The sequence below is a fragment of the Leifsonia sp. 10N434 genome, from assembly GCF_056394405.1.
Map to the genome: position 1 here is coordinate 374,796 of NZ_JBFTHV010000004.1, position 22,427 is coordinate 397,222.

The following is a 22,427-nucleotide window of genomic DNA, read 5'->3' on the forward strand; positions in this document are numbered from 1 at the left end:
GAGAAGATGCGATGGCCGAGGCCTACCTGGTGGGCGGTGTCCGCACGGCCGTCGGCCGGTACGGCGGTGCGCTCTCCGGCATCCGGCCCGACGATCTGGCCGCCCTCGTCGTCGGCGAGGCCGTGCGTCGCGCGAACGTCGACCCCCTCCTGCTCGACGAGGTGATCCTCGGCGCCGCCAATCAGGCGGGCGAGGACAACCGCAACGTCGCCCGCATGGCCGCGCTGCTCGCCGGCCTGCCCGACTCCGTGCCCGGGGTGACCGTCAACCGGCTGTGCGCCTCCGGCCTGTCGGCCGTGACGATGGCCGCGCAGAGCATCCGGGCCGGCGATGCCGATCTGGTCGTCGCCGGCGGGGTCGAGTCGATGACCCGCGCTCCGTGGGTGCAGGCGAAGCCGGAGAAGGCGTTCGCGAAGCCGGGTGCGCAGTTCGACACCTCCATCGGCTGGCGCTTCACCAACCCCCGGATGCTCGCCCGCGACAAGGCCACGTACTCGATGCCGGAGACGGCGGAGGAGGTCGCCAGGCTCGATGGGATCAGCAGAGCGGATGCCGACGCCTTCGCCCTCGGGAGCCACCGGCGGGCCGCCGCCGCGACGGACGGCGGGCGCTTCGCCGACGAGATCGTCCCCGTGGCGACGAAGGCCGGCGAGGTCGTCGTCGACGAGGGCATCCGGCGGGACACCAGCCTGGAGGCGCTCGCCGCGCTGCGCCCCGTCGTCGCCGGCGGCGAGGTGGTGACGGCCGGCAACTCCTCTCCGCTCAACGACGGCGCTTCCGCCGTGCTGGTGGCCAGCGCCGCCGCGGTCCAGCGGTACGGCCTGACCCCACGCGCCCGTGTCGTGGTCGGCGCCAGCGTCGGGCTCGCCCCCGAGATCATGGGGCTCGGCCCGGTGCCGGCGACCCAGAAGGCGCTCGGGCGCAGCGGCATCGCCCTCGACGACATCGGCAGCATCGAGCTGAACGAGGCGTTCGCGAGCCAGGCACTGGCGTGCATCCGGAGGCTGGGTCTCGTCGAGGAGCGGGTCAACGCCGACGGCGGGGCCATCGCGCTCGGGCACGCGCTCGGCTCGAGCGGGGCGCGCATCCTGGTCACGCTGCTGGGCCGGATGGAACGCGAGGACTCCCGCTACAGCCTCGCCACGATGTGCGTCGGGGTCGGCCAGGGCTCGGCGCTCATCCTGGAGCGGCCATGACGGCGCACGACGGCGGGACGCTGCTGATCGAGGAGCTCCCCGACCGTGTCGTCGCCACGCTCAACCGGCCGGATGCCCGCAACGCGATCGACCAGCCCATGGTGGACGAGCTGCACGCGCTGTGCGCCGAGCTGGAGGGGGCGCCGCGCATCCTGATCATCACGGGCGCCGACGGCGTCTTCGCGTCGGGCGCGGACATCGCCGAGCTGAGGGAACGACGGGCGGCGGACGCCCACCTCGGCATCAACGCGGCGATCTTCAGCCGGGTGGCCGCGCTGCCCATGCCCGTGATCGCCGCCCTCGACGGCTACGCACTCGGCGGGGGCGCCGAACTCGCCTACGCGGCCGACTTCCGCATCGCCACTCCGCGCCTGCGCATCGGCAACCCGGAGACGGGGCTCGGGATCATCGCCGCGGCCGGAGCCCTATGGCGGCTGCCCGAGCTGGTCGGCGAGCCGCTCGCCGCCGAGATCGTGCTGGCCGGCCGCATCCTGAACGGCGAAGAGGCGCTCGCGGTGCGGCTCGTCACCGAGCTGCACGACCCCGCCGACCTGCTGCCGGCCGCGCACGCGCTCGCCGACCGGATCGCCGCCAACGATCCGCTGGCGACCCGGTACACGAAGGCGGTGCTGCACGCGGGCCGCGCCGAGCATCCGGCAGCCGAGCGGGAGGCGCAGGCCGTGCTGCTCGAGTCGCCGGAGAAGCAGCGACGGATGACCGACTTCCTCGAGAAACGGCGACGACGGTGAGCGCGGAGCAGACCGAGACGACGGGCGGCCACGCCGGTGCGGACGTACCGGCGATCGTCGGAGTGATCGGCGGCGGCCGGATGGGCGCCGGGATCGCGCACGCCTTTCTGATGGCGGGTTCCCGGGTGACCGTGCTCGAGCGGGACGACACCGCGGCGAGCGCCGCGCGCAGTCGCGTGCTGGCGACGGTGGCGGCGAGCGTGCAACGGGGCGCCCCCGAACCGCCGGCCGGGCGCCTCACCGTCACGACGGACGTAGCGGAGCTCGAGGACGCGCGGCTGGCGATCGAGGCCGTGCCGGAAGACCGCGGACTCAAAGTCGCGGCCCTGCGCCGCGTCGAACGCGTCGTCGCCGCCGACGCGGTACTGGCCACGAACACGTCGTCCATCTCGATCGACGAACTCGCGACCGGGATCGGACGCCCGGGTGGGTTCCTCGGGATGCACTTCTTCAACCCGGTCCCCTCGTCCGCCCTGGTCGAGGTCGTGATCGGCTCGGCCACCTCCCCAGCGGTCGTGACCACCACCGAGACGTGGGTGCGGGCGCTCGGCAAGACGCCGGTGACCGTCACCGACTCCCCCGGGTTCGCCTCGTCACGCCTCGGCGTGCTCCTCGGCCTCGAGGCGATCCGGATGCTCGAGGAGGGCGTCGCGACCGCCGAGGACATCGACGCCGCGATGGTGCTCGGCTACAAGCATCCGGTCGGCCCGCTGATGCTGACGGACCTCGTCGGGCTGGACGTGCGGCTCGGCATCGCGGAGTACCTGAGCGCGCACCTCGGCGCCCGCTTCGAGCCGCCGGAGCTGCTGCGCCGGATGGTCGCCGACGGCGCCCTCGGACGCAAATCCGGCCGGGGGTTCTACGAGTGGGCGGGGACGACGCCTAGCGACCAGGAGCGTCGACGATGAGGTTGGTGATGCGCGCGGTGCAGAGGCGGTTGCCCTCGTCGTCGGTCACCACGATCTCGTGCGAGGCGATGGTGCGCCCGAGCCGGATGGCGGTGGCGACGCCGGTGACGGTGCCGCTGCGCACGGACCGGTGGTGCGTCGCGTTGATGTCGAGCCCCACCGCCGAGCGGCCCGGCCCGGCGTGGATCACCGCCGCCCAGGAGCCGAGCGCCTCGGCGAACGCGACGGACGCCCCGCCGTGCAGCAGACCGAACGACTGGCGGTTGCCCTCGACCGGCATGGTCGCCACGACCCGTTCCGCCGACTGCTCCAGGATGCGAACGCCCATCTTCACGTCGAGCTCGCCGAGCTCGATCGTCCAGTCACCATCGGCCATGGGCACAGCATACCCAGCCGCTTTCGAGGAGGTCCCCCATGAGTGAGCCCGGCATCCTGCCCAGTTTCGTGAAGGGCGCGTGGTGGACGCCCGACGGCGCGGAGGCGGGAGCCGCGCTGGTGACGGACGCCTCGACCGGCGCCCCGATCGCCCGGGTGGGCACCGAGGGCGTCGACCTCGCCGGCGCCCTCGACTACGCCCGGACCGTCGGTCAGCGGTCGCTCGGAGCCCTGACCTTCCACCAGCGCGCGGTGCTGCTGAAGCAGCTCGCGCAGGCGCTCACCGAGCGGAAGGCCGAGCTGTACGAGCTGTCGAGCCGTGCCGGGGCGACGAAGGCGGATTCCTGGGTCGACATCGACGGCGGTATCGGCGTGCTGTTCACGTATTCGTCCAAGGGACGGCGCGAACTGCCGAATGCACAGGTGTACCTCGACGGCGCCGCCGAGACGCTCTCGAAGGACGGCTCCTTCCTCGGCCGGCACATCTTCACCCGACTGCCGGGCGTCGCGGTGCAGATCAATGCCTTCAACTTCCCGGTGTGGGGCGCACTCGAGAAGTTCGCGCCGGCGTTCCTGGCGGGCATGCCCACGCTGGTCAAGCCGGCGACGCCGACCGCGTTCCTCGCCGAAGCGATGGTGCGCGTGATGCTCGAGAGCGGGCTGCTGCCCGAGGGCTCGCTGCAGCTGGTCTCCGGGCCGGTGCCCGGCCTGTTCGACCTGCTGCGGCTCGGCGACCTGGTCGCCTTCACAGGCTCGGCGTCGACGGCCGAGAAGCTGCGCGCGAACGACTCGGTGCAGACCGGCGGGGTGCGGTTCACCAGCGAGACCGACTCGATCAACGCCTCGGTGCTCGGGCCGGATGCGGTGACGGGCACGCCGGAGTTCGACGCGTACGTCAAGCAGCTGGTCGCCGAGCTGACCGCGAAGGCCGGGCAGAAGTGCACCGCCATCCGGCGCGCGATCGTGCCGGAGGCGCTGATCGGCGACCTGATCGCCGCCGTGCGCTCCCGCATCGAGGAGCGCGTGGTGATCGGCGACCCGCGCGCCGAGGGCGTGACGATGGGACCGCTGGTCTCAGCCGCCCAGCGCACGAAGGTGCTGCGCCAGGTCGGGCGGCTCGTCGAGGGCGGCGGCGAGCTCGTGCTCGGCGGGCTCGGTCAGCCGACGATCGTGCGCGCCGACGGCTCCCGCGGGGCGGCGCCGGAGGGCGCGTTCGTCGAGCCGATCCTGCTGCGCTTCCCCGACGCGACGGCCGAGGCGGTGCACACGGTCGAGGCGTTCGGGCCGGTGGCGAGCATCCTGGGCTACACGACGACGGCGGAGGCCGCGCGCCTGGTGGCGCTCGGCGGCGGTTCGCTGGTGACGAGCGTGGCGACGCACGACCCGGAGGTCGCGCGCGAGCTCGTCACGGGGATCGCGGCGTACAACGGCCGCGTGCTCCTGCTCGATCGCGACGACGCCCGTACCTCCACCGGACACGGCTCGCCGGTGCCGCACCTCGTGCACGGCGGTCCCGGACGCGCCGGCGGCGGGGAGGAGCTCGGCGGCATCCGGGCCGTGCTGCACCACATGCAGCGCACCGCGATCCAGGGCACCCCCGACCTGCTGACCGCGATCACCGGGGTGTGGCACCCGGGCGCTGCCGCCTCGGCCGAGGGGCCGCACCCGTTCCGGCGGTCGCTGGCGGAGCTGACGATCGGCGACCAGGTGCGGTCGGCGTCGCGCGCGGTGACGCTCGACGACATCGAGACGTTCGCGGCGTTCACCGGCGATACGTTCTACGCGCACATGGACGAGGAGGCCGCGGCGGCCAATCCGTTCTTCCCCGGACGCGTTGCGCACGGATACCTGCTGGTGTCGTGGGCGGCCGGGCTGTTCGTGGATCCCGCTCCGGGGCCGGTGCTCGCCAACTACGGGCTCGAGAACCTGCGGTTCGTGACGCCCGTGTCGCCCGGCGACAGCATCCGGGTCGCGCTCACGGCCAAGCAGATCACGCCGCGCGAGACGGACGACTACGGCGAGGTGCGCTGGGACGCGCTGATCACGAACCAGCGCGACGAGACGGTCGCGACCTACGACGTGCTCACGCTCGTCGCCAAGCACTGACCCGCGCACCCAAGTTTTTCGTTGAGGGGTGGCGAATCGGGCTTCCCTCGGCGTGTTTACCCCGATTCGCCACCCCTCAACGGAAGCGGGTCAGCGGGTCAGGGGGTCAGGGGGTACGGAGGCCGGTGAAGGCGATGGTGAGGAGGTCGTCAGCGAGCTGCTGGGGGGTCTCGGGGCCGTCGGGGCGGTACCACTCCACGATCGAGTTGATCATGCCGAACAGGAGGCGGGCCACGATGCCGGGGTCGACGTCGGCGCGCAGGGAACCCTCGTCGCGGGCCTGAACGACGAGCTCGGCGACGGCCCGGTCGAACGCACGCCGGCGGGCGAGCGCCGCCCGCTCGATCTCGGTGTTGCCGCGCACCCGCAGCAGCAGCGTGACGTAGGGCAGCTTGTCCGTGAGCACCGCGACCGCGCCGCGCAGCACCGAGGCCAGCCGGTCGGCGGCGCTGCCGGTCGTCGCACCGGATGCCGCGAGAACGCCCTCGAGGTCGCCGAGGGCCTCGTCGAGCGCGAGCGCCAGCAGCTCGTCCTTCGACGACACGTGGTGGTAGATCGCCGACTTGGAGAGCCCGAGCCGTTCGGCGAGCATCCCGATCGAGGTGGCGTCGTAGCCGTACTCGTTGAAGGCCGTCACGGCGACCTCGAGGATGCCGCGCTGGTCGTAGCCGGGGCGGCCGCGGCGGAGTGCGGTCTCGGTCATCCGCCTAGTGTGGCATGCGCTCGACCCACTGGCATATACTAAACGAACGATCAGTCAGTAATTCGGGAGTGTCAATGACGACGACCCAGCAGGACACGGGGCAGCACGCAGAGCACGACGCACGCCTGGACGCCGAGGAGGCGGCCGGCCGGCAGCGATTCGACGACCTCATCGCCGCCGACTCGCGCGTCGAGCCCCGCGACTGGATGCCTGACGACTATCGCCGCACGCTCATCCGGCAGATGTCGCAGCACGCGAACTCCGAGATCATCGGCATGCAGCCGGAGGCGAACTGGATCACCCGCGCCCCGAGCCTCAAGCGCAAGGCCATCCTGATGGCCAAGGTGCAGGACGAGGCCGGGCACGGGCTCTACCTCTATTCCGCCACCCAGACCCTCGGGATCACGCGCGACGAGATGACCGAGCAGCTCATCGCCGGCAAGGCGCGCTACTCCTCGATCTTCAACTACCCCACGGTCAGTTGGGCCGACATGGGCGCGATCGGCTGGCTCGTCGACGGCGCGGCGATCTGCAACCAGGTGCCGCTCTGCCGCGCCTCGTATGCGCCGTACGGCCGCGCGATGGTGCGCATCTGTAAAGAGGAGTCGTTCCACCAGCGGCAGGGCTTCGAGATCCTGCTCTCGCTGATGCGCGGCACGTCCGCCCAGCAACAACTTGCCCAGGATGCGGTGAACCGCTGGTACTGGCCGTCACTGATGATGTTCGGCCCGCCCGACGACGACTCCCCCAACTCCGCCCGCTCGATGGCTTGGAAGATCAAGCGCTTCTCGAACGACGAGCTGCGCCAGCGCTTCGTCGGGATGCTCGTGCCGCAGGCGGAGGTGCTCGGCGTCACGCTCCCCGACCCTGACCTGCGTTGGAACGAAGAGCGCCAGGCGTACGACCTCGGACCGATCGACTGGACCGAGTTCAACGAGGTGCTCTCCGGGCGCGGTCCGTGCAACGCGCAGCGGATGCAGCGCCGGCGCGAGGCGCACGAGGACGGCCGCTGGGTGCGGGAGGCCGCGGCCGCCTACGCCGCGAAGCAATCCGGCCGAGTGGCGGCCGCCTGATGTCGGCCCCGGGGACCCCCGGCGACGCGCATCCCGAGACCTGGCCCCTCTGGGAGGTCTTCGTGCGGTCGAGCCGCGGACTCAGCCACGTGCACGTCGGCTCGCTGCACGCGCCCGACGAGACGATGGCCGTGCGCAACGCCCGCGACCTCTATACCCGGCGCAACGAGGGCGTCTCGATCTGGGTCGTGCCGTCCGACGCCATCACCGCCAGCGATCCGGATGCCAAGGGCGCCTTCTTCGAGTCGCCCGCCGGCAAGAACTACCGGCACGCCACGTACTACACGGCCAGCGAAGGGGTGAAGCACCTGTGAGCGACGAGCACGCACCCGGCGCCGGCGCGCCCGACGCCGGCGCGCACGGCGACCCGGCCGAGCACGGCCACGTCGAGGTCAGCACCGTGACGCTCGCCGCCGAGTACGCCGGCGACTTCGCCCCCGGCACCGAGGTCGCGACACCGGATGTCGCGGAGTACGCCCTCTGGCTGGGCGACGACTCGCTGATCCTCGCGCAGCGACTCGGCGCGTGGATCTCGCGCGCCCCCGAGCTCGAAGAGGACGTCGCTCTCGCCAACATCGCCCTCGATCTGCTCGGGCACGCCCGCTCGCTGCTGCGCTACGCGGGCACCGCCACCGGGCGCAGCGAGGACGACCTGGCGTACTGGCGCGACGAGCACGAGTTCCGGTCGGCGCACCTGTTCGAGCAGCCCAACGGCGACTTCGCGCACACCATCGTGCGACAGTTCGCTGCGTCCCACTACCTGTTCGAGCTCTACCTCCGGCTGCGGGCCTCCACCGATCCGGTGCTCGCCGCCGTCGCCGCGAAGGCCGTCAAAGAGGTCGACTACCACCGCGACCACGCCGATCAGTGGATGCTGCGGCTCGCGCTCGGCACCGACGAGTCGCGTCGCCGCCTGCTCATCGCGCTCGACGACCTGTGGCCGACGGTCGCCGAACTGTTCGAGGACGAGCCGCTGAACGACCGGCTCGAAGGTCTCGCACCGCGGCCGTCGACGCTGCGCGCCGCCTTCGACGAATCCATCGCGCCCGTGCTGCGCGAGTGCGAGCTGGAGACGCCGTCGACGTTCGAGGCGTCCGGCGGCGGCCGGCGCGGGAACCATTCGGAGTACCTGGGCCCGCTGCTCGCGGAGCTGCAGGTGCTCGCGCGGCAGCATCCGGGGGCGAGCTGGTGACCGGGGTCGCACGCTGGAGCAGCCACAGCGCCGACGCGGTTCGCGCGTGGTCGGCCGCCGCCGCCGTCGTCGACCCGGAGGTGCCGGTGCTGACCATCGACGACCTCGGCATCCTGCGCGAGGTCACCGTCACCGACGACGGCGTGAACGTCGTCGTGACCCCCACCTACAGCGGATGCCCGGCGATGGAGGCGATCCGTCAGGATCTGCAGCGCGCGCTCGGCGACGCCGGCTTCGGCCCCGTGACGGTGCGCCTCGCGCTGACCCCTGCCTGGACGACCGACTGGATCAGCGACGCCGGCCGGGCCGCGCTCGAGGAGTTCGGGATCGCGCCGCCCAGCGGGGGCGCGCCGGTCATTGGCGCCGTCCGCGTGCGGATGGCCGTGAAGTGCCCGCACTGCCAGTCGCTCGACACCAGGGAGATCTCGCGGTTCGGCTCGACCTCGTGCAAGGCGCTCTACGAGTGCGCCGCGTGCGGCGAGCCATTCGACTACTTCAAGGCGTTCTGATGGCGCGCGCACGGTTCCACACGCTCGCCGTCGCCGAGGTGCGGCCGCTGACCGCGGCGAGCGTCGAGGTCACCTTCGCCGTCCCCGACGACCTGCGCGGCGCCTACGACTACCTGCCCGGCCAGCACGTCGCGCTCCGGGCGACCGTCGACGGCCACGAGCTGCGCCGCAGCTACTCGCTCTGCCGGCCGCCGACGCCGGGCAGCATCAGCGTGGCGATCAAGCGGGATCTCGGTGGCGCGTTCTCGACATGGGCGACGTCGCAGCTGGCCGCCGGCGACCGGATCGACGTGATGAGCCCGCAGGGGACCTTCACCACCGACCTCGGCGCGCTCGACGGAAAGCACATCGTCGGCGTCGCGGCGGGCTCGGGCATCACGCCGCTGATGGCGCTGGCCCACAGCATCCTGGCCGCGTCGGACACCGCGCGATTCTCGCTCGTCTACACGAACCGCACCGCGATCGACGTGATGTTCCTCGATGAGCTCTCCGACCTGAAAGACCGCTACCCCGCGCGGCTCGCACTGCACCACGTGCTGTCGCGCGAGCAGCGCTCCGCTCCTCTCCTCTCGGGCCGCATCGACGAGGAACGGCTGCGCCGGCTGCTCGACGTGCTGATCCCGCCGGCGACGGTCGACGAGTGGTTCCTCTGCGGGCCGTTCGAGCTCGTGCAGCTGTGCCGCGACGTGCTGGAGGAGCTCGGCGTCGAGCGACCGCACATCCACTTCGAGCTGTTCACCACGGGCGAGCCCGGCCAGGTGACCGGCGACACCGGGCGTCCGGTGATCACCCACGAGGGCGACAAGACGGTCGAGATCGAGTTCTCGCTCGACGGCCAGACGTCGACGGTCACGACGCCGGTGGACGCGAACGAGTCCGTGCTGAACGCCGCGCTGCGCGTGCGGCCCGACGTGCCGTTCGCCTGCGCGGGCGGTGTCTGCGGCACCTGTCGTGCCCGGCTCGTCTCCGGCGACGTGCGGATGACCGAGAACTACGCGCTCGAGCCGGAGGAGCTGGAACGCGGCTACGTGCTCACCTGCCAATCGCATCCCGTCACCGACCGCGTGGTCGTGGACTACGACGTCTAGGAGCGCCCATGATCGACCTGCAGATCGCCGACGACATCGCCCGCGTGACCCTCGACGCGCCGGAAAAGCTCAACGCGCTCGACGCCGCGGCCCTCGGCGAGCTCGACGCCGCATATGCCGAGGCCGAGCGGGCGGGGGTACGTGCGCTCATCCTGCAGGGCACCGGCCGGGCGTTCTGCGCGGGCCGCGACATCGCCGGCGTCGACCCGGCGACCGACGACGTCTCCGGCTACCTCGACGGACTGGTGACGCCGTTGCTGCAGCGGATCAGTGCGTTCCCCGCTCCGACGTTCGCCGCCGCTCACGGTGCCTGCCTCGGCGTCGGACTCGGCCTGCTCCTGGCGACGGACGTGGTCTACGTGGCGGACACGGCCAAGATCGGCTCGCCGTTCGCCGCGCTGGGCGCGCTGCTCGATTCGGGCGGCCACTCGCTGTTCGTCTCCCGGCTCGGCACCCACAAGACGCTCGACCTGATCTACACCGGCCGGCTCATGTCGGGCACCGAGGCGGTCGGCTCCGGCCTGTTCAGCCGGGTGCTGCCGGCGGCCGAGCTGCAGGATGCGGTGGATGCGGCGGCGGCGACGGCCGCGGCGGGCGCGACGCGCGCGTTCCTGGCGAGCAAGCAGCTGGTGCGCGCCATCCGCGACGAGCAGCTCGGGCTGTGGGATGCCGTGGCGGCGGAGAACGCGGCGCAGGCAGCGCTGCGCGACACGCTCGACTACCGGGAGGGCTTCGCGGCGTTCCAGCAGAGGCGAACGCCGCGGTTCGTCGGCGACTGACCGCCGATCCTGCTGCGGCGCGGCCACGTCCGCCGCAACTCCGGAAGATCGGGCCGATGCGCCCCCGCCGTCCGGAGTTGTGCCCATCAAGGCGGCGCGTCGGCCCCGAGTTCCGGAGTTATGCCTGCAGCCGGCCGTACCGGCTCGGGGCCGTCGCCAGCACGGCGGTCTGACCGCGTCGGGCCGCCGGTGTCAGAGCGCGGGCACCCGCACCGGCGCGCCCACGTGGCGCCGCATCCGGTACGCGACAACCAACACCGCGATCACCGCAGCGACGAGCACGCACTGCTCGATCGCCGGCAGCACCCCGAGCGGCAGCGCCTTCACCAGCCCGAGCCAGCAGTAGGTGAGCACGGCGCCGGTCGCCAGCCCGAGCACGTCGAGCCGGAGCACTGCGGCCAGCACGGCGCCCGCGGCCAGCGGGAGCAGCAGCACGAGGCAGCCCAGCCAGGGCGAGACGTCGCGCGGCAACCGGTCGGCCCCGACGAACAGACTGGTCGCGACGAGCCCGGTGAGCAGCGACCACCAGAACGGCCCGCGCCCGCGCGGCCGCATCCGGGGCAGGCGCAGCGCGACGACGATCGCCACCGCCGCGACCACCGCCGCGGTGAGGTACTGCCACGGCGTCCCCGCGAACCCGGGCCCGATCACCGTCGCGAACAGGATGGCCGTCCCGCCGACCACGTACAGGATGCACGCCACCACGATCCCCGGAACGCCCAGCCACCGCCCCTGCACCTGCGGCGCGACGACGCGGCGCCCGGCGAGCGGACGCGGGAACAGCGACTCTGCGATCGCGATCGGCGCGCCCATGCTCCAGATCACGTGCAGGGTCAGCACGAAGATCGTCCATGGCCCGCCGATCGCGAGGCCGGGGATGAACCCGTAGGCGAGCAGATGCTCACCGGCGAAGTCCGGGTTGAACAGGCTCTGGTCGACGAAGCCCTCCTCGATCACCCCGAAGGCGAACGCCAGCAGCAGGATGCTCGGCCAGCCGCGCCCGGCGCCGCGTGCGATCTCGCGGATGAGCACAGCGGCCGATCCGTAGAACGCCGTGTACAGCACCAGTTCGGCGATCTGCTGCCCGAGCGGGGCGGCGCCGGAGAGCCATTGGTCGCCGAGCAGGAACTCGGCCGTGATGGCGGAGAGGAGGGCCAGCGTGAGCGCGCGTCCGAGCGATTTCATGACGCCATGGTGGACCCGCGGGTCCACCGGTGACCAGCACCGCCGTCACGTTCTGTGCGTGACATCCGTCACGGGGGCGGGTAGAACTGGCTGTCTGCCTTTTGTCGAGCTTCCCTCGGCGAGACAATCTGTCCCAAGACGGCGCGCATGGGCTTCGAAAGTGTGCACGTCCCACGCGGCGCTTGCTGCACGGGTAAGGCGGCAGGCGCCGCGGTGCGCCCGCCCGCCCGCTCGCGCCGCTAGAGCACGCGCGCGCTCAGCAGGCGGTCGACGGCCGCCAGCGGGATCGGCAGCCACGCCGGGCGGTGGCGGGACTCGTAGGTGACCTCGTACACCGCCTTGTCCAGCTCGAACGCGTCGAGCAGGTGGGCGAAGTCGGTCACGACGCTGCCGGCGACCGAGGAGTAGCCGTCGAGATACGACGCGCGGGCGCGCACCGCCCACGCCGTCGCGTCGATCGGAGGCTCCCGGCGCGCGAGCGATCCGGCCACGTAGTCGAACGAACGCAGCATGCCGGCGACATCCCGCAGGGTCGCATCCGGTAGGGCGCGCTCGGCGAGGGGCCGCAGCGGTTCGCCCTCGAAGTCGATGAACTGCCAGCCGCGCTCGCTCGAATGGAGCACCTGCCCGAGGTGCAGGTCGCCGTGGATGCGCTGCAGCAGCGGATGCGGCGAGTCGGCCGCGATCTCGTAGACGGCGGCGATGCCGGCCCGCGACTCGGCGATCGCCGGCACCTCGGTGCTCGCGATCGTCAATCGCTGGAACATCCCGTCGAGCGCGAGCGCCACGTCCTCGCGCACGGCCGGTTTGGTCGGCAGCACCCTGGCCAGCTGCACGTGCAGTTCGGCCGTGCCCGCGCCGAGGGCGAACGCGCGCTCCGCGAAGTCCTCAGCGTGCTCCGCCGCCGAGACGGCGAGCTCCCAGCCGTCCTCGGCCCCCGTCAAGAAGTCCTGGGCGAGAGCCAGCTCACCGGATGCCCGCCCGGGTCCGCCCGCTTCCGGCCAGCTGCCCGACACCCAGCCGCGCAGCGACGGCGTGCGCTGCGAGCCGCCCTCGGTCAGCGCGGCGAGCGTGGAGACATCCGGGTTCGGGCCGTCCTGCACGACGCGAAAGACCTTGATCAGCAGGAGTCCGCCGTCGTCGAGCTCGGCGACGATCGACGTATTCGACTGCTCGCCGGTGAGCTTGCGCGACGACCGCACGACGACGGGGTCGCCGAGCCGATGTCCGCGCACCGACGCGTCGGCGCTCTCGGCCCGCCCGGCGCCGGCCATCATGGCCGCGAGCGCGGAGACGTAGGGTTCGTCGGCGGTGCCGTCGTAGAGGTGGCGGCCTCCGGCCTCTCCGATCAGCGCGGCGGGGTCGCCGTCCCTGCTGCTTCTGGCCACGACGGGCACCTGGTAGACGCGGGGCGTGCGGGGGGCGTCATCGGCGAAGAAGTGCGTGAGCACACGGGCGCCGTCGCGCGAGGGCTCCATCTCCACGGAGGCGAGCAGCCGGAGGCGCGGTTCGACGCTCTTGGTCGAGTACCAGCGCTGGCGGCGCATCCATGACCCGATGAGCTCGGTGAGTTCGGTCATGTCTGCACCGTACGCCCCTGCCTGGGGAAACGCTTGGAGCCGCTCAGACAGTCGGTGCGGGATGACGCTCGGTGTCGTGGGCGCGAGGCGGAACCCGCTCAGCGCCGGCCGAGAACCACGCCGCGAGCGGCCATGAACGGAAGGGGATCGATCTGCAGACCGGCCACCCGCACTTCGAAATGCAGGTGGCAGCCGGTCGAGGCGCCCGTGCTGCCGACGAGCGCGATGGGCTGGCCCGCCTTCACCACTTGGCCCACCGTGACGCCGATGCCCCCGTCGACGATGTGGCCGTACGCGGTCTGCACGCCATCGCCGTGATCGATGAGCACGAAGTTGCCGTACGAGCCGTTCGGGCCGGCCTCGACGACCGTCCCGGCGCTGGCGGCCACGATCGTGGTGCCGCACGACGCCCCGAGGTCGTCACCGGGGTGGAAGAGCGCGGTGCCCGCCGGCCGTGACGGGCGCGGACCGAACACGTCGGTCAGCGGGGCGCGCACTGGAGCCACCCATCCCGTCGTGGTCGTCGGCGTGTTGACGAGGGAGCGGAACCCGGCGCCGGCCGCCTGCAGCACGGGGAGCGTGTCGAGCGCCTTGGTCGCCGCGGCCACATCCGCCTGCGCAGCGGTCACGGCCTGGCGTCGCCCGCCCAGGTCGATCGACGCGACCGTCCCGCTCGCGGCGCCCGCCTGATCGGTCAGGCTCGCTGCCCGCTTCGCATCCGCCGCCGCGGCCTTCAGCGCCGCCGTGCGCGAAGCGGTGAGTTTCTCGAACCGATCGACGGCACCGAGCTTGTCGAGCAGGTTGCCGCCCGTGGACAACGCGGCGCCGAGCGGCCCCTCGGTGAGCTGCCGCGAATCGGAGGAGCGGATGAGGGCCGTCGCGAACGCCGCAGAGTCCGCGGCCTTCTCGGACGCCGCCGCGGCACGGTCGGCGAGCTCCTTCGCCGCGGTCTCGGCCTGCTGCTGCTCGCGTTCAGCGGCGCGCGCCGCATCGTTGGCGGCGGTCAGCGCCTGCTGCGCGGCAGCCAGCGTGCTGGCGAGCTCACTGGCGCGTTGCACCTGTGTCGGGTCGACGAACACGCCGGTCGGCAGCTGCGGCGCGACCTCGAGCGCGACCGTGTCGACGGGGGCGGGAGCGGGCTTCGGCGTCGGCTTCGGGGCCGGTTTGTGCGTCGGCTTCGGGGTGGGCGTGGTCGTGGGAGTAGGTGTGGGCGTCGGGGTCGGCGTCTCGGTGGGGGTCGGCGTCTCGGTCGGTGTCGGCGTGGGTGTGGGCGTCGGCGTCGGCTCGTCCGAGGGCGTCGGGGTGGGAGTCGGCGCCGGCTCCTCCGAGGGAGCGGGCGACGGTGTCGGCGACGGCGTCACGGTCGGGGTCGGCGTCGGTGTCGGGGTCCCGGCGGCGAGAGCGCTCTGCTGGGTCCCGAGGGTCAGCCCCACGATCAGGAAGGCGACGGCACATGCCTGACCCACGCGGCGCGGGGTTCCGCGTCGTGAATCCATCCTGTGGCGTCCGAACGCGTTCCGCATGGTCACGCGAACCCCCCGGCTGGCGCCGTATGAGCCCGTCTCATGATGTTCTCACCGCGCCGGGGCCAGGACAAGAGCCGCGAACGAGGGTCGGATGCAGCTCACAGGGTCGACACGATACGGTGAACAGCTGTGACCGACACCACTGCCGACGCCCGCCCGCGCCGCTCTGCCAAGAGGACCTCCTGGAAGACGCTGCTGCGCGACGTCCTGGTCATCTTCGTCGTCGCCCTGCTGGCCAGCTTCCTGATCAAGACGTTCATCGCCCGGTCGTTCTATGTTCCGTCCGGTTCGATGCTGAACACGCTCCAGATCAACGACAGGATCATCGTCAACGAGCTGGAGCCGTCGGTCTTCCCGCTGCAGCGCGGCGATGTCGTCGTGTTCAAGGATCCGGGCGGCTGGCTGCCTCCCGTCGCCCCGAAACCGAGCAACCCCGTGGCCGACGCCGTCGGCGCTGTGCTCGACTTCGTGGGGCTCGGCGCCTCGGACAGCGACCAGCACCTGGTCAAGCGACTGATCGGGCTCCCGGGCGACAAGGTCAGCTGCTGCAACGCCCTCGGGCAGCTCAGTGTGAACGGCGTTCCGCTGAAGGAGCCGTACGTGCTGCTTCCCGCCGGCGTCGACTCGGTCTCTGAGAAGGAGTTCAGCGTCACGGTGCCGAAGGGCAGCGTGTGGGTGATGGGCGACAACCGGTACAACTCCGCAGACTCCCGCTATCACATGGACGACCCGGGCAAAGGATTCGTCCCCCTGAGCGACGTCGTCGGGCGCGCGTTCGTCATCAGCTGGCCGGTGAGCCACTGGACGTGGCTGAGCAACTACCCGGACGTGTTCCGCGGAGTCGACCGCGACGAGTGACGCCCGACGGGACCGTGCTTCGGCCGGTCGAGTCGCAGGGCGTCAGCCCTCGGCGCGTCAGCCCTCGGCGCGACCCAGCCGCCAGTACCCCATGAACGCCACGCGTCCCCTGTCGATGCCGTTGCCGCTCACCAGGAGCCGTCGCAGCGTCTTCACCGTGCCGCACTCCCCCGCGATCCAGGCATAGAACCCGCCGTTCACCTGCTCGGGCAGCTCCCACAGCGTCTCGAGGTCGATGTCGACCTCGTCGAGCTGCTGCGGCCGGGCCGCCGCGGCGTCCGCGACGATGACCGGATGCTCGGCCACCCACCGCTCGACGGCCGGCACGAGCACGCTCCCGTTCGCACCGCCCGCGCGGTCGAGCCAGGTGATCTCGGCGTTGGCCGGAAGCGCCGGGCTCAGCCGGTCCGACGCATCCGGCACCTCGATGAACGCCCGGGCGCGCTGCCCGGCCGGCAACGTCTCGAGGATCGCGGCGATGGCGGGCGCCGCCGTCTCGTCGCCGACGAGGAGCAGGTCGGTCGCCGCGCCCGGCTGCCAGTCGATGCCCGAAGCGGAGTTGATGCTCCTGGCGTCCGGCCCGACGATCACGAGTTCGTCACCCGGCTGTGCCGCCAGCAGCCAGCGCGCCGCCGGTCCGCCGTCGCCGTGCGCGACGAAGTCGACCGTCAGCAGCCGCGCATCCGGATCGATCGCGCGCACCGTATAGGTGCGGATGGGGCTCCGCCGGTCGTCCGGGAGCCGGCGCCATCGGTCGTACCAGTCGCCCGCCGCGATCGACTCCTCATCGTCGGACGCCGACAGGCTCCCGTCTGGGGCCGGGAACATGAGCTTGATCCGCTGGTCGCGGCCGTCGGTGCCGAAGACGTCGAAGTCGGCCGACCAGAACGTCACGCGCGTGAAGTGGGGCGACAACGATTCGAGCGCGTGCACACGAACCCGATAGGGACGGTACGACGGGCAGTCGATCTTCTCGATGGTCGTCGCGACGAGGCTCACGGGCGCACCTTCCGGGGAGTCGTTGGGGATCGTTGGGGATTCGGGGGATCCGACGCGGGTTCGTCGAGATCAGGTAAGGCAAGCCTAACCAAAGTCGGGCCGCGGTGCGAACCCTCCTCGCCGTAGCGCATCCGACGCGCGAGGCGCATGATGAACACGGCACGCCTACCCGAACACAGACCATCGATGAGGATCGTCATGAAGGACGCCGAGACTTCGACGAGCGCCGACGCCGAGAGCGTCCGCGCCCAATTCGACACTCTGGCCGCAATGGCAGGAGACCTGGCGGGCCACTTCGCGCTCGAACCGCTGCTGGAGCGGATCCTGCGGCACACCCTCGAGCTGCTCGGCTGCGACAGCGGATCGATCTGCACGGTCGACGAGGCCGCGGGCACGTACCGCAAAGACGTTGACCTCGGGGTCGGCTGCCAGTCGGGGCAGACCTTCCCGCTCGACGAGGGGGTGACAGGCGAAGTCGTCCGCGCCAGGAGCTCCGTCATCTTCGACGAGTACGCGCAGGTGCGCGGCGGCCACCTCGCCGGGCCGGACCGCGCGCGGCTGCACGGCACCCTCGGCGTCCCGATCCGCTGGAACGGGGCGATCATCGGCGCCTGCGTGCTGTTCAGCCGCGACCCGGCGCGGCGGTTCACCGACGACGACGCCGCCCTGCTCGAGCGATTCGCCGCCCATGCCGCGATCGCGATCACCAACGCCCGGCTGCACGCGGTGGCCGAGGAGCGGGCGCGGGAGGCGGCGGTGATCGCGGAACGGGAGCGCGCCGTGCGCGACGTCCACGACACTGTCGGGCGCGGCATCGCCGATCTCCTCCTGCACGTGGACGAGGCCGACCGCCGGCTCGCCACCGGCCGCGACCCCCGCGACGCGATCGCCCGGGCGCGCACCGCGGCGCGCTCCGCCCTCCGCGAGACCCAGCGGACCGTGCTCGGGCTGGGCCCGGCGCTGCTCGACGGGCACTCGCTCGGCGAGGCGATCTCGCTCGAACTCGCGTGGGTCGAGTCGGCTGCGGCCCTCGAGACACGACTGGTGGTCGTCGGACAGCCGGGACCGCTCGCCGCCGAGACCGTGCGCCAGCTGTTCCGGATCGTGCAGGAGTGCCTCACCAACGTGGTCGAGCACGCTGCCGCGAAACACGTGCGCGTCGGCTTGGTCTACGGGGAATCCGATGTGACGGTGCTGGTCGAGGACGACGGCCGCGGCTTCGACGTGACCGGCCTGGCCAAAGCGCCCCGTCGGCCGCTGCGCGGGCTCGGTCTGCAGAACCTGGCGGCACGCGCGCAGCACCTCGGCGGAACAGTGAACATCGAATCGACTCCGAACTGGGGCACGCGCGTGCGGGCGGAGCTCCCGGTCTCGCCGCCGGCGCCCGACGAGGGGCCGCGACCGCGCTGGCGGGTTCTGGTCGTGCACGACAGCGCCCTCATCCGGTCGGGCCTGGTGCGGATGCTCGGGCTGGCCGAGCCGGACATCCAGGTCGTCGCCGAGGTGGCCGACGCCGAAGCGGCGGTGGTGGCCTACGACCTGCTGCACCCGAGCGTCGTGGTGGCCGACCTCGACCTGCCGCACATCGACGGTGTGCAGCTCACCGCGCATCTGCGCGCCGCCGACCCCGGCGCGGTCGTCGTGCTGCTGATCGGCTCGGTCGGCGACGACCGGCTGCGGGATGCGACCGCTGTCGGCGCCGCCGGTTTCCTCGAACCGCGCGCGGATGCGGCGGCGATCGCACGCACGGTGGTCGCGGCGGCGCGCGGCGACCTGCTGCTCAGCCCCGCCTTCCTCAGCCGGTACTCGGTCTCGCTCACCGGCGACGGCACCGAGCCGCTCACCGCCCGCGAACGCGAGGTGCGCGCGCTGGTGGAGCAGGGGATGCCCGACAAGCAGATCGCAGCACAGTTGCAGATCTCGGTGAAGACCGTCGAGAAGCACGTCGGCGCGGTGCTGCGCAAGACGGGTGCGCCGAATCGCACGGCGCTGGCCGGGCTGGCGGTGTCGCGGCGCTGACCGTGTGCGGGGATTCCCTACCGCCGGGATGGGGGAAGCTCCCGTGTCGGCCGATCCATTCGCCTGCATACGCTTGGCGAGGATCGAGGAGGTCGCCATGCCCGTCGTGTCGCTCAAGGAGATCGTGGACCGTGCGTTCCAGGAGCGCTACGGCGTGCCCGCGATCAACATCGTCAACGATCTGACCCTCGAGGCCGTTCTGGCCGGCGCCGTCGACGCGCAGTCGCCGGTGATCGTGCAGACCTCGGTCAAGACCGTCCAATCGATCGGATCCGACGTGCTGTTCGCGATGTGGACGGCGATGACCGCCGGTATCGAGGTGCCCGTCACCCTGCACCTCGACCACTGCCCCGATCGCGCCGTGATCACCGAGTGCCTGGAGCGCGGGTGGAACTCCGTGCTGTTCGACGCCTCGACGCTCACGGTCGAGGAGAACCAGCGTCAGACCGTCGAGGTCGTCGCCGAGGCCCGCCGCTACGGCGCGCACGTCGAGGGCGAGATCGAGGCCATCAAAGGCGTCGAAGACGGGATCGGCTCGGACACCGAACCCGCGCGCCAGAGCCTCGAGACCGCTGTGGAGTTCATCCGGACGACCGGGGTGGATGTGTTCGCGCCGTCCATCGGCAACGCGCACGGCGTGTACTCGAAGACCCCTGAGCTGGACTTCCAGCGGGTCACCGACATCGTCGAGGCCACCGGCGTGCCGATCGCCCTGCATGGGGGCAGCGGCATGACCGACGAGCAGTTCGCCGACCTGATCTCGCGCGGCTGCGCGAAGGTGAACATCTCCACCGCCCTCAAGATCGAGTTCATGACGTCGTCGCTCGCATTCCTGAAGGGCGCGGAGAGCGCCGACAAGTGGGATCCTCCGTCGCTGTTCCGCGATGTCCGCTCGCACATCGTCGACCTCACCACCGGTCTCGCCCGCACCTTCGGCAGCGCCGGGAAGGCGTGGTGACCGTGCCGACCCTCATCTTCGACTGCGACGGCGTGCTCGCCGACACCGAGCGGTACGGTCACCTGCCTGCCTTCAACCAGACCTTCGAGGAGCTCGGCCTGCCCGTTTGGTGGAGCGATGACGACTACCGGGAGAAGGTGCTCATCGGCGGCGGCAAGGAGCGGATGGCGAGCCTGCTGACGCCCGAGTTCGTGGCGGCGAACGGACTGCCGGAGGACGAGGACGGCCGGCGGGCGATGCTGGCGGACTGGCACAGACGCAAGACGACGATCTACACCGCGCTGGTCGCATCCGGTGCACTGCCGGGCCGGCCAGGCATCCGCCGGATCGTTGCCGAGGCCGACGCGTCGGGCTGGGGACTGGCCGTCGCGTCGACCTCGGCGGAACCATCGGTGCTGGCGGTGCTCGAGCACGTCGTCGGCAGCGAGCTCGCCGGCCGGTTCGCCGTGTTCGCCGGCGACATCGTGGCGCACAAGAAGCCGGCGCCCGACATCTACCTGCTCGCCCTCGATCAGCTGGATATCTCCGCGGACGACGGCGTCGTGATCGAGGACAGCGGCAACGGCGTGCGGGCCGCCGTCGGCGCCGGACTGCGCACCGTCGTCACGGTCAGCGCATACACCGCCGACGAGGACTTCACGGGAGCGTCGCTCGTCGTCTCCTCCCTCGGCGATCCGGATGAGCCCGCGCGCGTCATCGATGCGCCGGCAGGCGTTCGACCTGGGCCGCTCGTGACGCTCGACGATCTGGCCGCCGTGCTGGCGGCGCCGCGGCCATGACCCCCATCCCCGCAACCGCCCGACAGCCAGAGGAGCACCGATGACGACCCAGAGCTTCAGCGACACCGAATTCGTGGTGCGCACCATCGCCCAGACGGCCGTGGACAACGAGAAGTACTTCGGCGACCTCGACTCCGTGGTCGGCGACGGGGACTTCGGCTTCTCTCTGGCCCGAGGGTTCGAAATCGTGCTCGCCGACTGGGACGGCTACGATCGCGCCGACATCGGTACGTTCCTGCAGAAGATCGCCGTGGCCATCACGAGCAGGATCGGCGGGACATCCGGCCCGATCTGGGGAACCGCGTTCCTGCGGGCCGCGACCGTGGCCAAGGGACGGGATGAGCTCAGCGGTGACGACGTCGTCACGATGCTCCGCTCGGCCATGGACGGCATCAAGGCGCGGGGAAGCGCCGAACTCGGCGACAAGACCCTGCTCGACGCGATCGCCCCCATGACCGACACCATCGAGGCACGGCTCGCCGATGGCGCCGGCTCCGAAGAGATCGTGACGGCGGCGGCGACCGCCGCCCGGACGGCAGCCGACGCGACGGTCGGGATGCAGGCGCGGCGTGGACGCGCGTCCTACACCGGCGAGCGCAGCATCGGCTCGCCGGACCCGGGCGCTGTCGCCGTCGCCGTCATCCTCGAACGGCTCGCCGCCGACTGGCCGAGCCGCCCCGTCCAGCCGCAGTGACCCGATCCCGCACGACCGAACCCCAGAACACCCGAACCCCAGAACACCCCTCGATGTGGAGAGAAAAATGAAGAAGTTCGTCAACGACCCGCTGCAGTACGTCCCGGACATGCTGAAAGGCATCGCCCTCGCCAACCCGGACACGCTCCGCTACGTGCCCGAGTACAACCTGATCATGCGCTCGGACGCCCCTAACGACGGCAAGGTGTCGATCATCCAGGGCTCCGGCTCCGGCCACGAGCCTGCCCACGTGCTCACCGTCGGCAAGGGGATGCTCGACGGAGCCTGCCCGGGAGACGTGTTCGCCGCTCCCCCGATGGACTACGTCTACGAGACCACCAAGCTGCTCGCCTCCCCGAAGGGCGTGCTGCTGCTCGTCAACAACTACACCGGCGACAAGATGGCGTTCGACATGGCGCAGGAGATGAGCCTCGCCGACGGCGTGAACGTGAAGACGCTGTTCATCGACGATGACGTCTCGGTGCAGGACTCCACCTACACCGTCGGGCGCCGCGGCGTCGCCGGGAACTTCTTCGTGATGAAGGCCGTGGGTGCGGCCTCGGAGGCGGGCGCCGACCTCGACGAGGTGGTGAGGATCGGCGAGAAGGTCAACTCCGTCACCCGCACGATGGGCCTCGCTCTCACCGCCTGCACCCCGCCCGCGAAGGGTGCGCCCTTGTTCGAGCTCGGCGACGACGAGATCGAGATCGGCGTGGGCATCCACGGCGAGCCCGGCCGTCGCCGCGACACGATCAAGCCGTCCGACGCACTGGTCGACGAATTGCTCGAACCGGTGCTCGCCGACCTGCCGTACGAGAGCGGCGACCGGGTCGCACTGATGATCAACGGCCTCGGCGGAACGCCGATCAGCGAGCTCTACATCGCCTACGGCCACGCTCACGAGGTTCTGGCCTCCCGCGGAATCACCGTCGGGCGCAGCTACGTCGGCGAGTACTGCACCTCGCTCGACATGGCCGGAGCCTCGATCACCCTAGTGCGACTCGACGACGAGATCGAGCAGCTGCTCGCCGCCCCCGCCGAGATCGGGCTGCGCATCTTCTGAGTCCCGTGCGACGGGCCCGGGTGCGCCGCGTTCACGCCCGATAGGCGTGGCGCGCCCGGGCTCGTCCTTCCGGGGAGGCCATACGCTG

At 71.6% G+C, this 22,427-nt stretch carries 22 protein-coding genes; 16 read left to right on the top strand and 6 right to left on the bottom strand.

Going from position 1 to position 22,427, the window contains the following annotated elements:
* Positions 1–11: 11 nt before the first annotated feature.
* The 3 genes from AC1DB1_RS13120 to AC1DB1_RS13130 are packed head-to-tail and all read left to right on the top strand — an operon-like array spanning position 12 to position 2,853.
* On the top strand, positions 12–1,196 hold the full coding sequence (locus AC1DB1_RS13120) for an acetyl-CoA C-acyltransferase (RefSeq protein WP_477201081.1): 1,185 nt from the start codon (positions 12–14) through the stop codon (positions 1,194–1,196).
* Positions 1,193–1,945 carry an enoyl-CoA hydratase/isomerase family protein gene (locus AC1DB1_RS13125; RefSeq protein ID WP_477201082.1) on the top strand — a complete coding sequence of 251 codons (753 nt, stop codon included), beginning with the start codon at positions 1,193–1,195 and terminating at the stop codon, positions 1,943–1,945. Before AC1DB1_RS13120 ends, AC1DB1_RS13125 begins: the two co-directional genes overlap by 4 nt.
* Complete coding sequence (locus tag AC1DB1_RS13130) at positions 1,942–2,853, top strand: 3-hydroxyacyl-CoA dehydrogenase family protein (protein ID WP_477201083.1); 912 nt, start codon at positions 1,942–1,944, stop codon at positions 2,851–2,853. The genes AC1DB1_RS13125 and AC1DB1_RS13130 overlap by 4 nt, the downstream gene beginning before the upstream one ends.
* On the opposite strand, the gene AC1DB1_RS13135 is transcribed toward AC1DB1_RS13130, so the two are convergent.
* Positions 2,828–3,229 carry a PaaI family thioesterase gene (locus tag AC1DB1_RS13135; protein WP_271175483.1) on the bottom strand — a complete coding sequence of 134 codons (402 nt, stop codon included), beginning with the start codon at positions 3,227–3,229 and terminating at the stop codon, positions 2,828–2,830. The two genes, AC1DB1_RS13130 and AC1DB1_RS13135, sit on opposite strands and share 26 nt — an antisense overlap.
* Before the next feature lie 38 nt (positions 3,230–3,267).
* Here AC1DB1_RS13135 and paaZ point away from each other — a divergent pair, with 38 nt between their 5' ends.
* Entirely contained in the window at positions 3,268–5,334 is a 2,067-nt protein-coding gene (gene paaZ, locus AC1DB1_RS13140; protein ID WP_477201084.1) for a phenylacetic acid degradation bifunctional protein PaaZ, read from the top strand.
* 106 nt (positions 5,335–5,440) lie between these two features.
* Here the strand turns inward: paaZ and AC1DB1_RS13145 are convergent, their stop codons facing one another.
* Positions 5,441–6,037: a TetR/AcrR family transcriptional regulator gene (locus AC1DB1_RS13145; RefSeq protein ID WP_477201085.1), complete on the bottom strand. Its 597-nt coding sequence runs from the start codon at positions 6,035–6,037 to the stop codon at positions 5,441–5,443.
* A gap of 74 nt (positions 6,038–6,111) precedes the next feature.
* On the opposite strand from AC1DB1_RS13145, the gene paaA reads away from it, so the two are divergent.
* From paaA to AC1DB1_RS13175, 6 genes are read left to right on the top strand one after another with little or no spacing between them, the layout of a single operon-like run.
* Positions 6,112–7,110, top strand: coding sequence for a 1,2-phenylacetyl-CoA epoxidase subunit PaaA (gene paaA / locus AC1DB1_RS13150; protein WP_477201086.1), 999 nt, complete (start codon positions 6,112–6,114; stop codon positions 7,108–7,110).
* Entirely contained in the window at positions 7,110–7,424 is a 315-nt protein-coding gene (gene paaB / locus AC1DB1_RS13155; RefSeq protein ID WP_477201087.1) for a 1,2-phenylacetyl-CoA epoxidase subunit PaaB, read from the top strand. Before paaA ends, paaB begins: the two co-directional genes overlap by 1 nt.
* Positions 7,421–8,302 (top strand): 1,2-phenylacetyl-CoA epoxidase subunit PaaC, encoded by an 882-nt coding sequence (paaC, locus tag AC1DB1_RS13160; RefSeq protein WP_477201088.1) that lies wholly within the window; start codon positions 7,421–7,423, stop codon positions 8,300–8,302. The genes paaB and paaC overlap by 4 nt, the downstream gene beginning before the upstream one ends.
* Positions 8,296–8,811 (top strand): 1,2-phenylacetyl-CoA epoxidase subunit PaaD, encoded by a 516-nt coding sequence (paaD, locus tag AC1DB1_RS13165; protein WP_477201163.1) that lies wholly within the window; start codon positions 8,296–8,298, stop codon positions 8,809–8,811. Before paaC ends, paaD begins: the two co-directional genes overlap by 7 nt.
* Entirely contained in the window at positions 8,811–9,899 is a 1,089-nt protein-coding gene (gene paaE, locus AC1DB1_RS13170; RefSeq protein WP_477201089.1) for a 1,2-phenylacetyl-CoA epoxidase subunit PaaE, read from the top strand. Before paaD ends, paaE begins: the two co-directional genes overlap by 1 nt.
* Before the next feature lie 8 nt (positions 9,900–9,907).
* Complete coding sequence (locus tag AC1DB1_RS13175; protein WP_477201090.1) at positions 9,908–10,678, top strand: enoyl-CoA hydratase/isomerase family protein; 771 nt, start codon at positions 9,908–9,910, stop codon at positions 10,676–10,678.
* Positions 10,679–10,870: 192 nt separating this feature from the next.
* Here AC1DB1_RS13175 and AC1DB1_RS13180 read toward each other — a convergent pair whose 3' ends face one another.
* The 3 genes from AC1DB1_RS13180 to AC1DB1_RS13190 all read right to left on the bottom strand — a co-directional run bounded on the left by AC1DB1_RS13180 (position 10,871) and on the right by AC1DB1_RS13190 (position 14,909).
* Positions 10,871–11,863, bottom strand: coding sequence for a hypothetical protein (locus tag AC1DB1_RS13180; protein ID WP_477201091.1), 993 nt, complete (start codon positions 11,861–11,863; stop codon positions 10,871–10,873).
* A 239-nt stretch (positions 11,864–12,102) separates the two neighbouring features.
* On the bottom strand, positions 12,103–13,443 hold the full coding sequence (locus tag AC1DB1_RS13185; protein WP_477201092.1) for a maltokinase N-terminal cap-like domain-containing protein: 1,341 nt from the start codon (positions 13,441–13,443) through the stop codon (positions 12,103–12,105).
* A gap of 98 nt (positions 13,444–13,541) precedes the next feature.
* Entirely contained in the window at positions 13,542–14,909 is a 1,368-nt protein-coding gene (locus AC1DB1_RS13190; RefSeq protein WP_477201093.1) for a M23 family metallopeptidase, read from the bottom strand.
* Between the two features lie 189 nt (positions 14,910–15,098).
* Here AC1DB1_RS13190 and lepB point away from each other — a divergent pair, with 189 nt between their 5' ends.
* On the top strand, positions 15,099–15,827 hold the full coding sequence (gene lepB / locus AC1DB1_RS13195; RefSeq protein WP_271175494.1) for a signal peptidase I: 729 nt from the start codon (positions 15,099–15,101) through the stop codon (positions 15,825–15,827).
* 57 nt (positions 15,828–15,884) lie between these two features.
* Here lepB and AC1DB1_RS13200 read toward each other — a convergent pair whose 3' ends face one another.
* Positions 15,885–16,826, bottom strand: coding sequence for a siderophore-interacting protein (locus AC1DB1_RS13200; RefSeq protein WP_477201094.1), 942 nt, complete (start codon positions 16,824–16,826; stop codon positions 15,885–15,887).
* A 198-nt stretch (positions 16,827–17,024) separates the two neighbouring features.
* Between AC1DB1_RS13200 and AC1DB1_RS13205 the strand changes: the two genes are divergently transcribed.
* The 5 genes from AC1DB1_RS13205 (at position 17,025) to dhaK (ending at position 22,339) form a co-directional block, all read left to right on the top strand.
* Entirely contained in the window at positions 17,025–18,845 is a 1,821-nt protein-coding gene (locus AC1DB1_RS13205; protein WP_477201095.1) for a GAF domain-containing protein, read from the top strand.
* 97 nt (positions 18,846–18,942) lie between these two features.
* Positions 18,943–19,803, top strand: a complete 861-nt coding sequence (locus AC1DB1_RS13210; RefSeq protein WP_477201096.1) for a class II fructose-bisphosphate aldolase — start codon at positions 18,943–18,945, stop codon at positions 19,801–19,803.
* A gap of 2 nt (positions 19,804–19,805) precedes the next feature.
* Positions 19,806–20,582, top strand: a complete 777-nt coding sequence (locus tag AC1DB1_RS13215; RefSeq protein ID WP_477201097.1) for an HAD-IA family hydrolase — start codon at positions 19,806–19,808, stop codon at positions 20,580–20,582.
* Positions 20,583–20,622: 40 nt separating this feature from the next.
* Entirely contained in the window at positions 20,623–21,276 is a 654-nt protein-coding gene (gene dhaL, locus AC1DB1_RS13220) for a dihydroxyacetone kinase subunit DhaL (protein ID WP_477201098.1), read from the top strand.
* A 67-nt stretch (positions 21,277–21,343) separates the two neighbouring features.
* Positions 21,344–22,339: a dihydroxyacetone kinase subunit DhaK gene (gene dhaK / locus AC1DB1_RS13225; protein WP_477201099.1), complete on the top strand. Its 996-nt coding sequence runs from the start codon at positions 21,344–21,346 to the stop codon at positions 22,337–22,339.
* Positions 22,340–22,427: the final 88 nt, after the last annotated feature.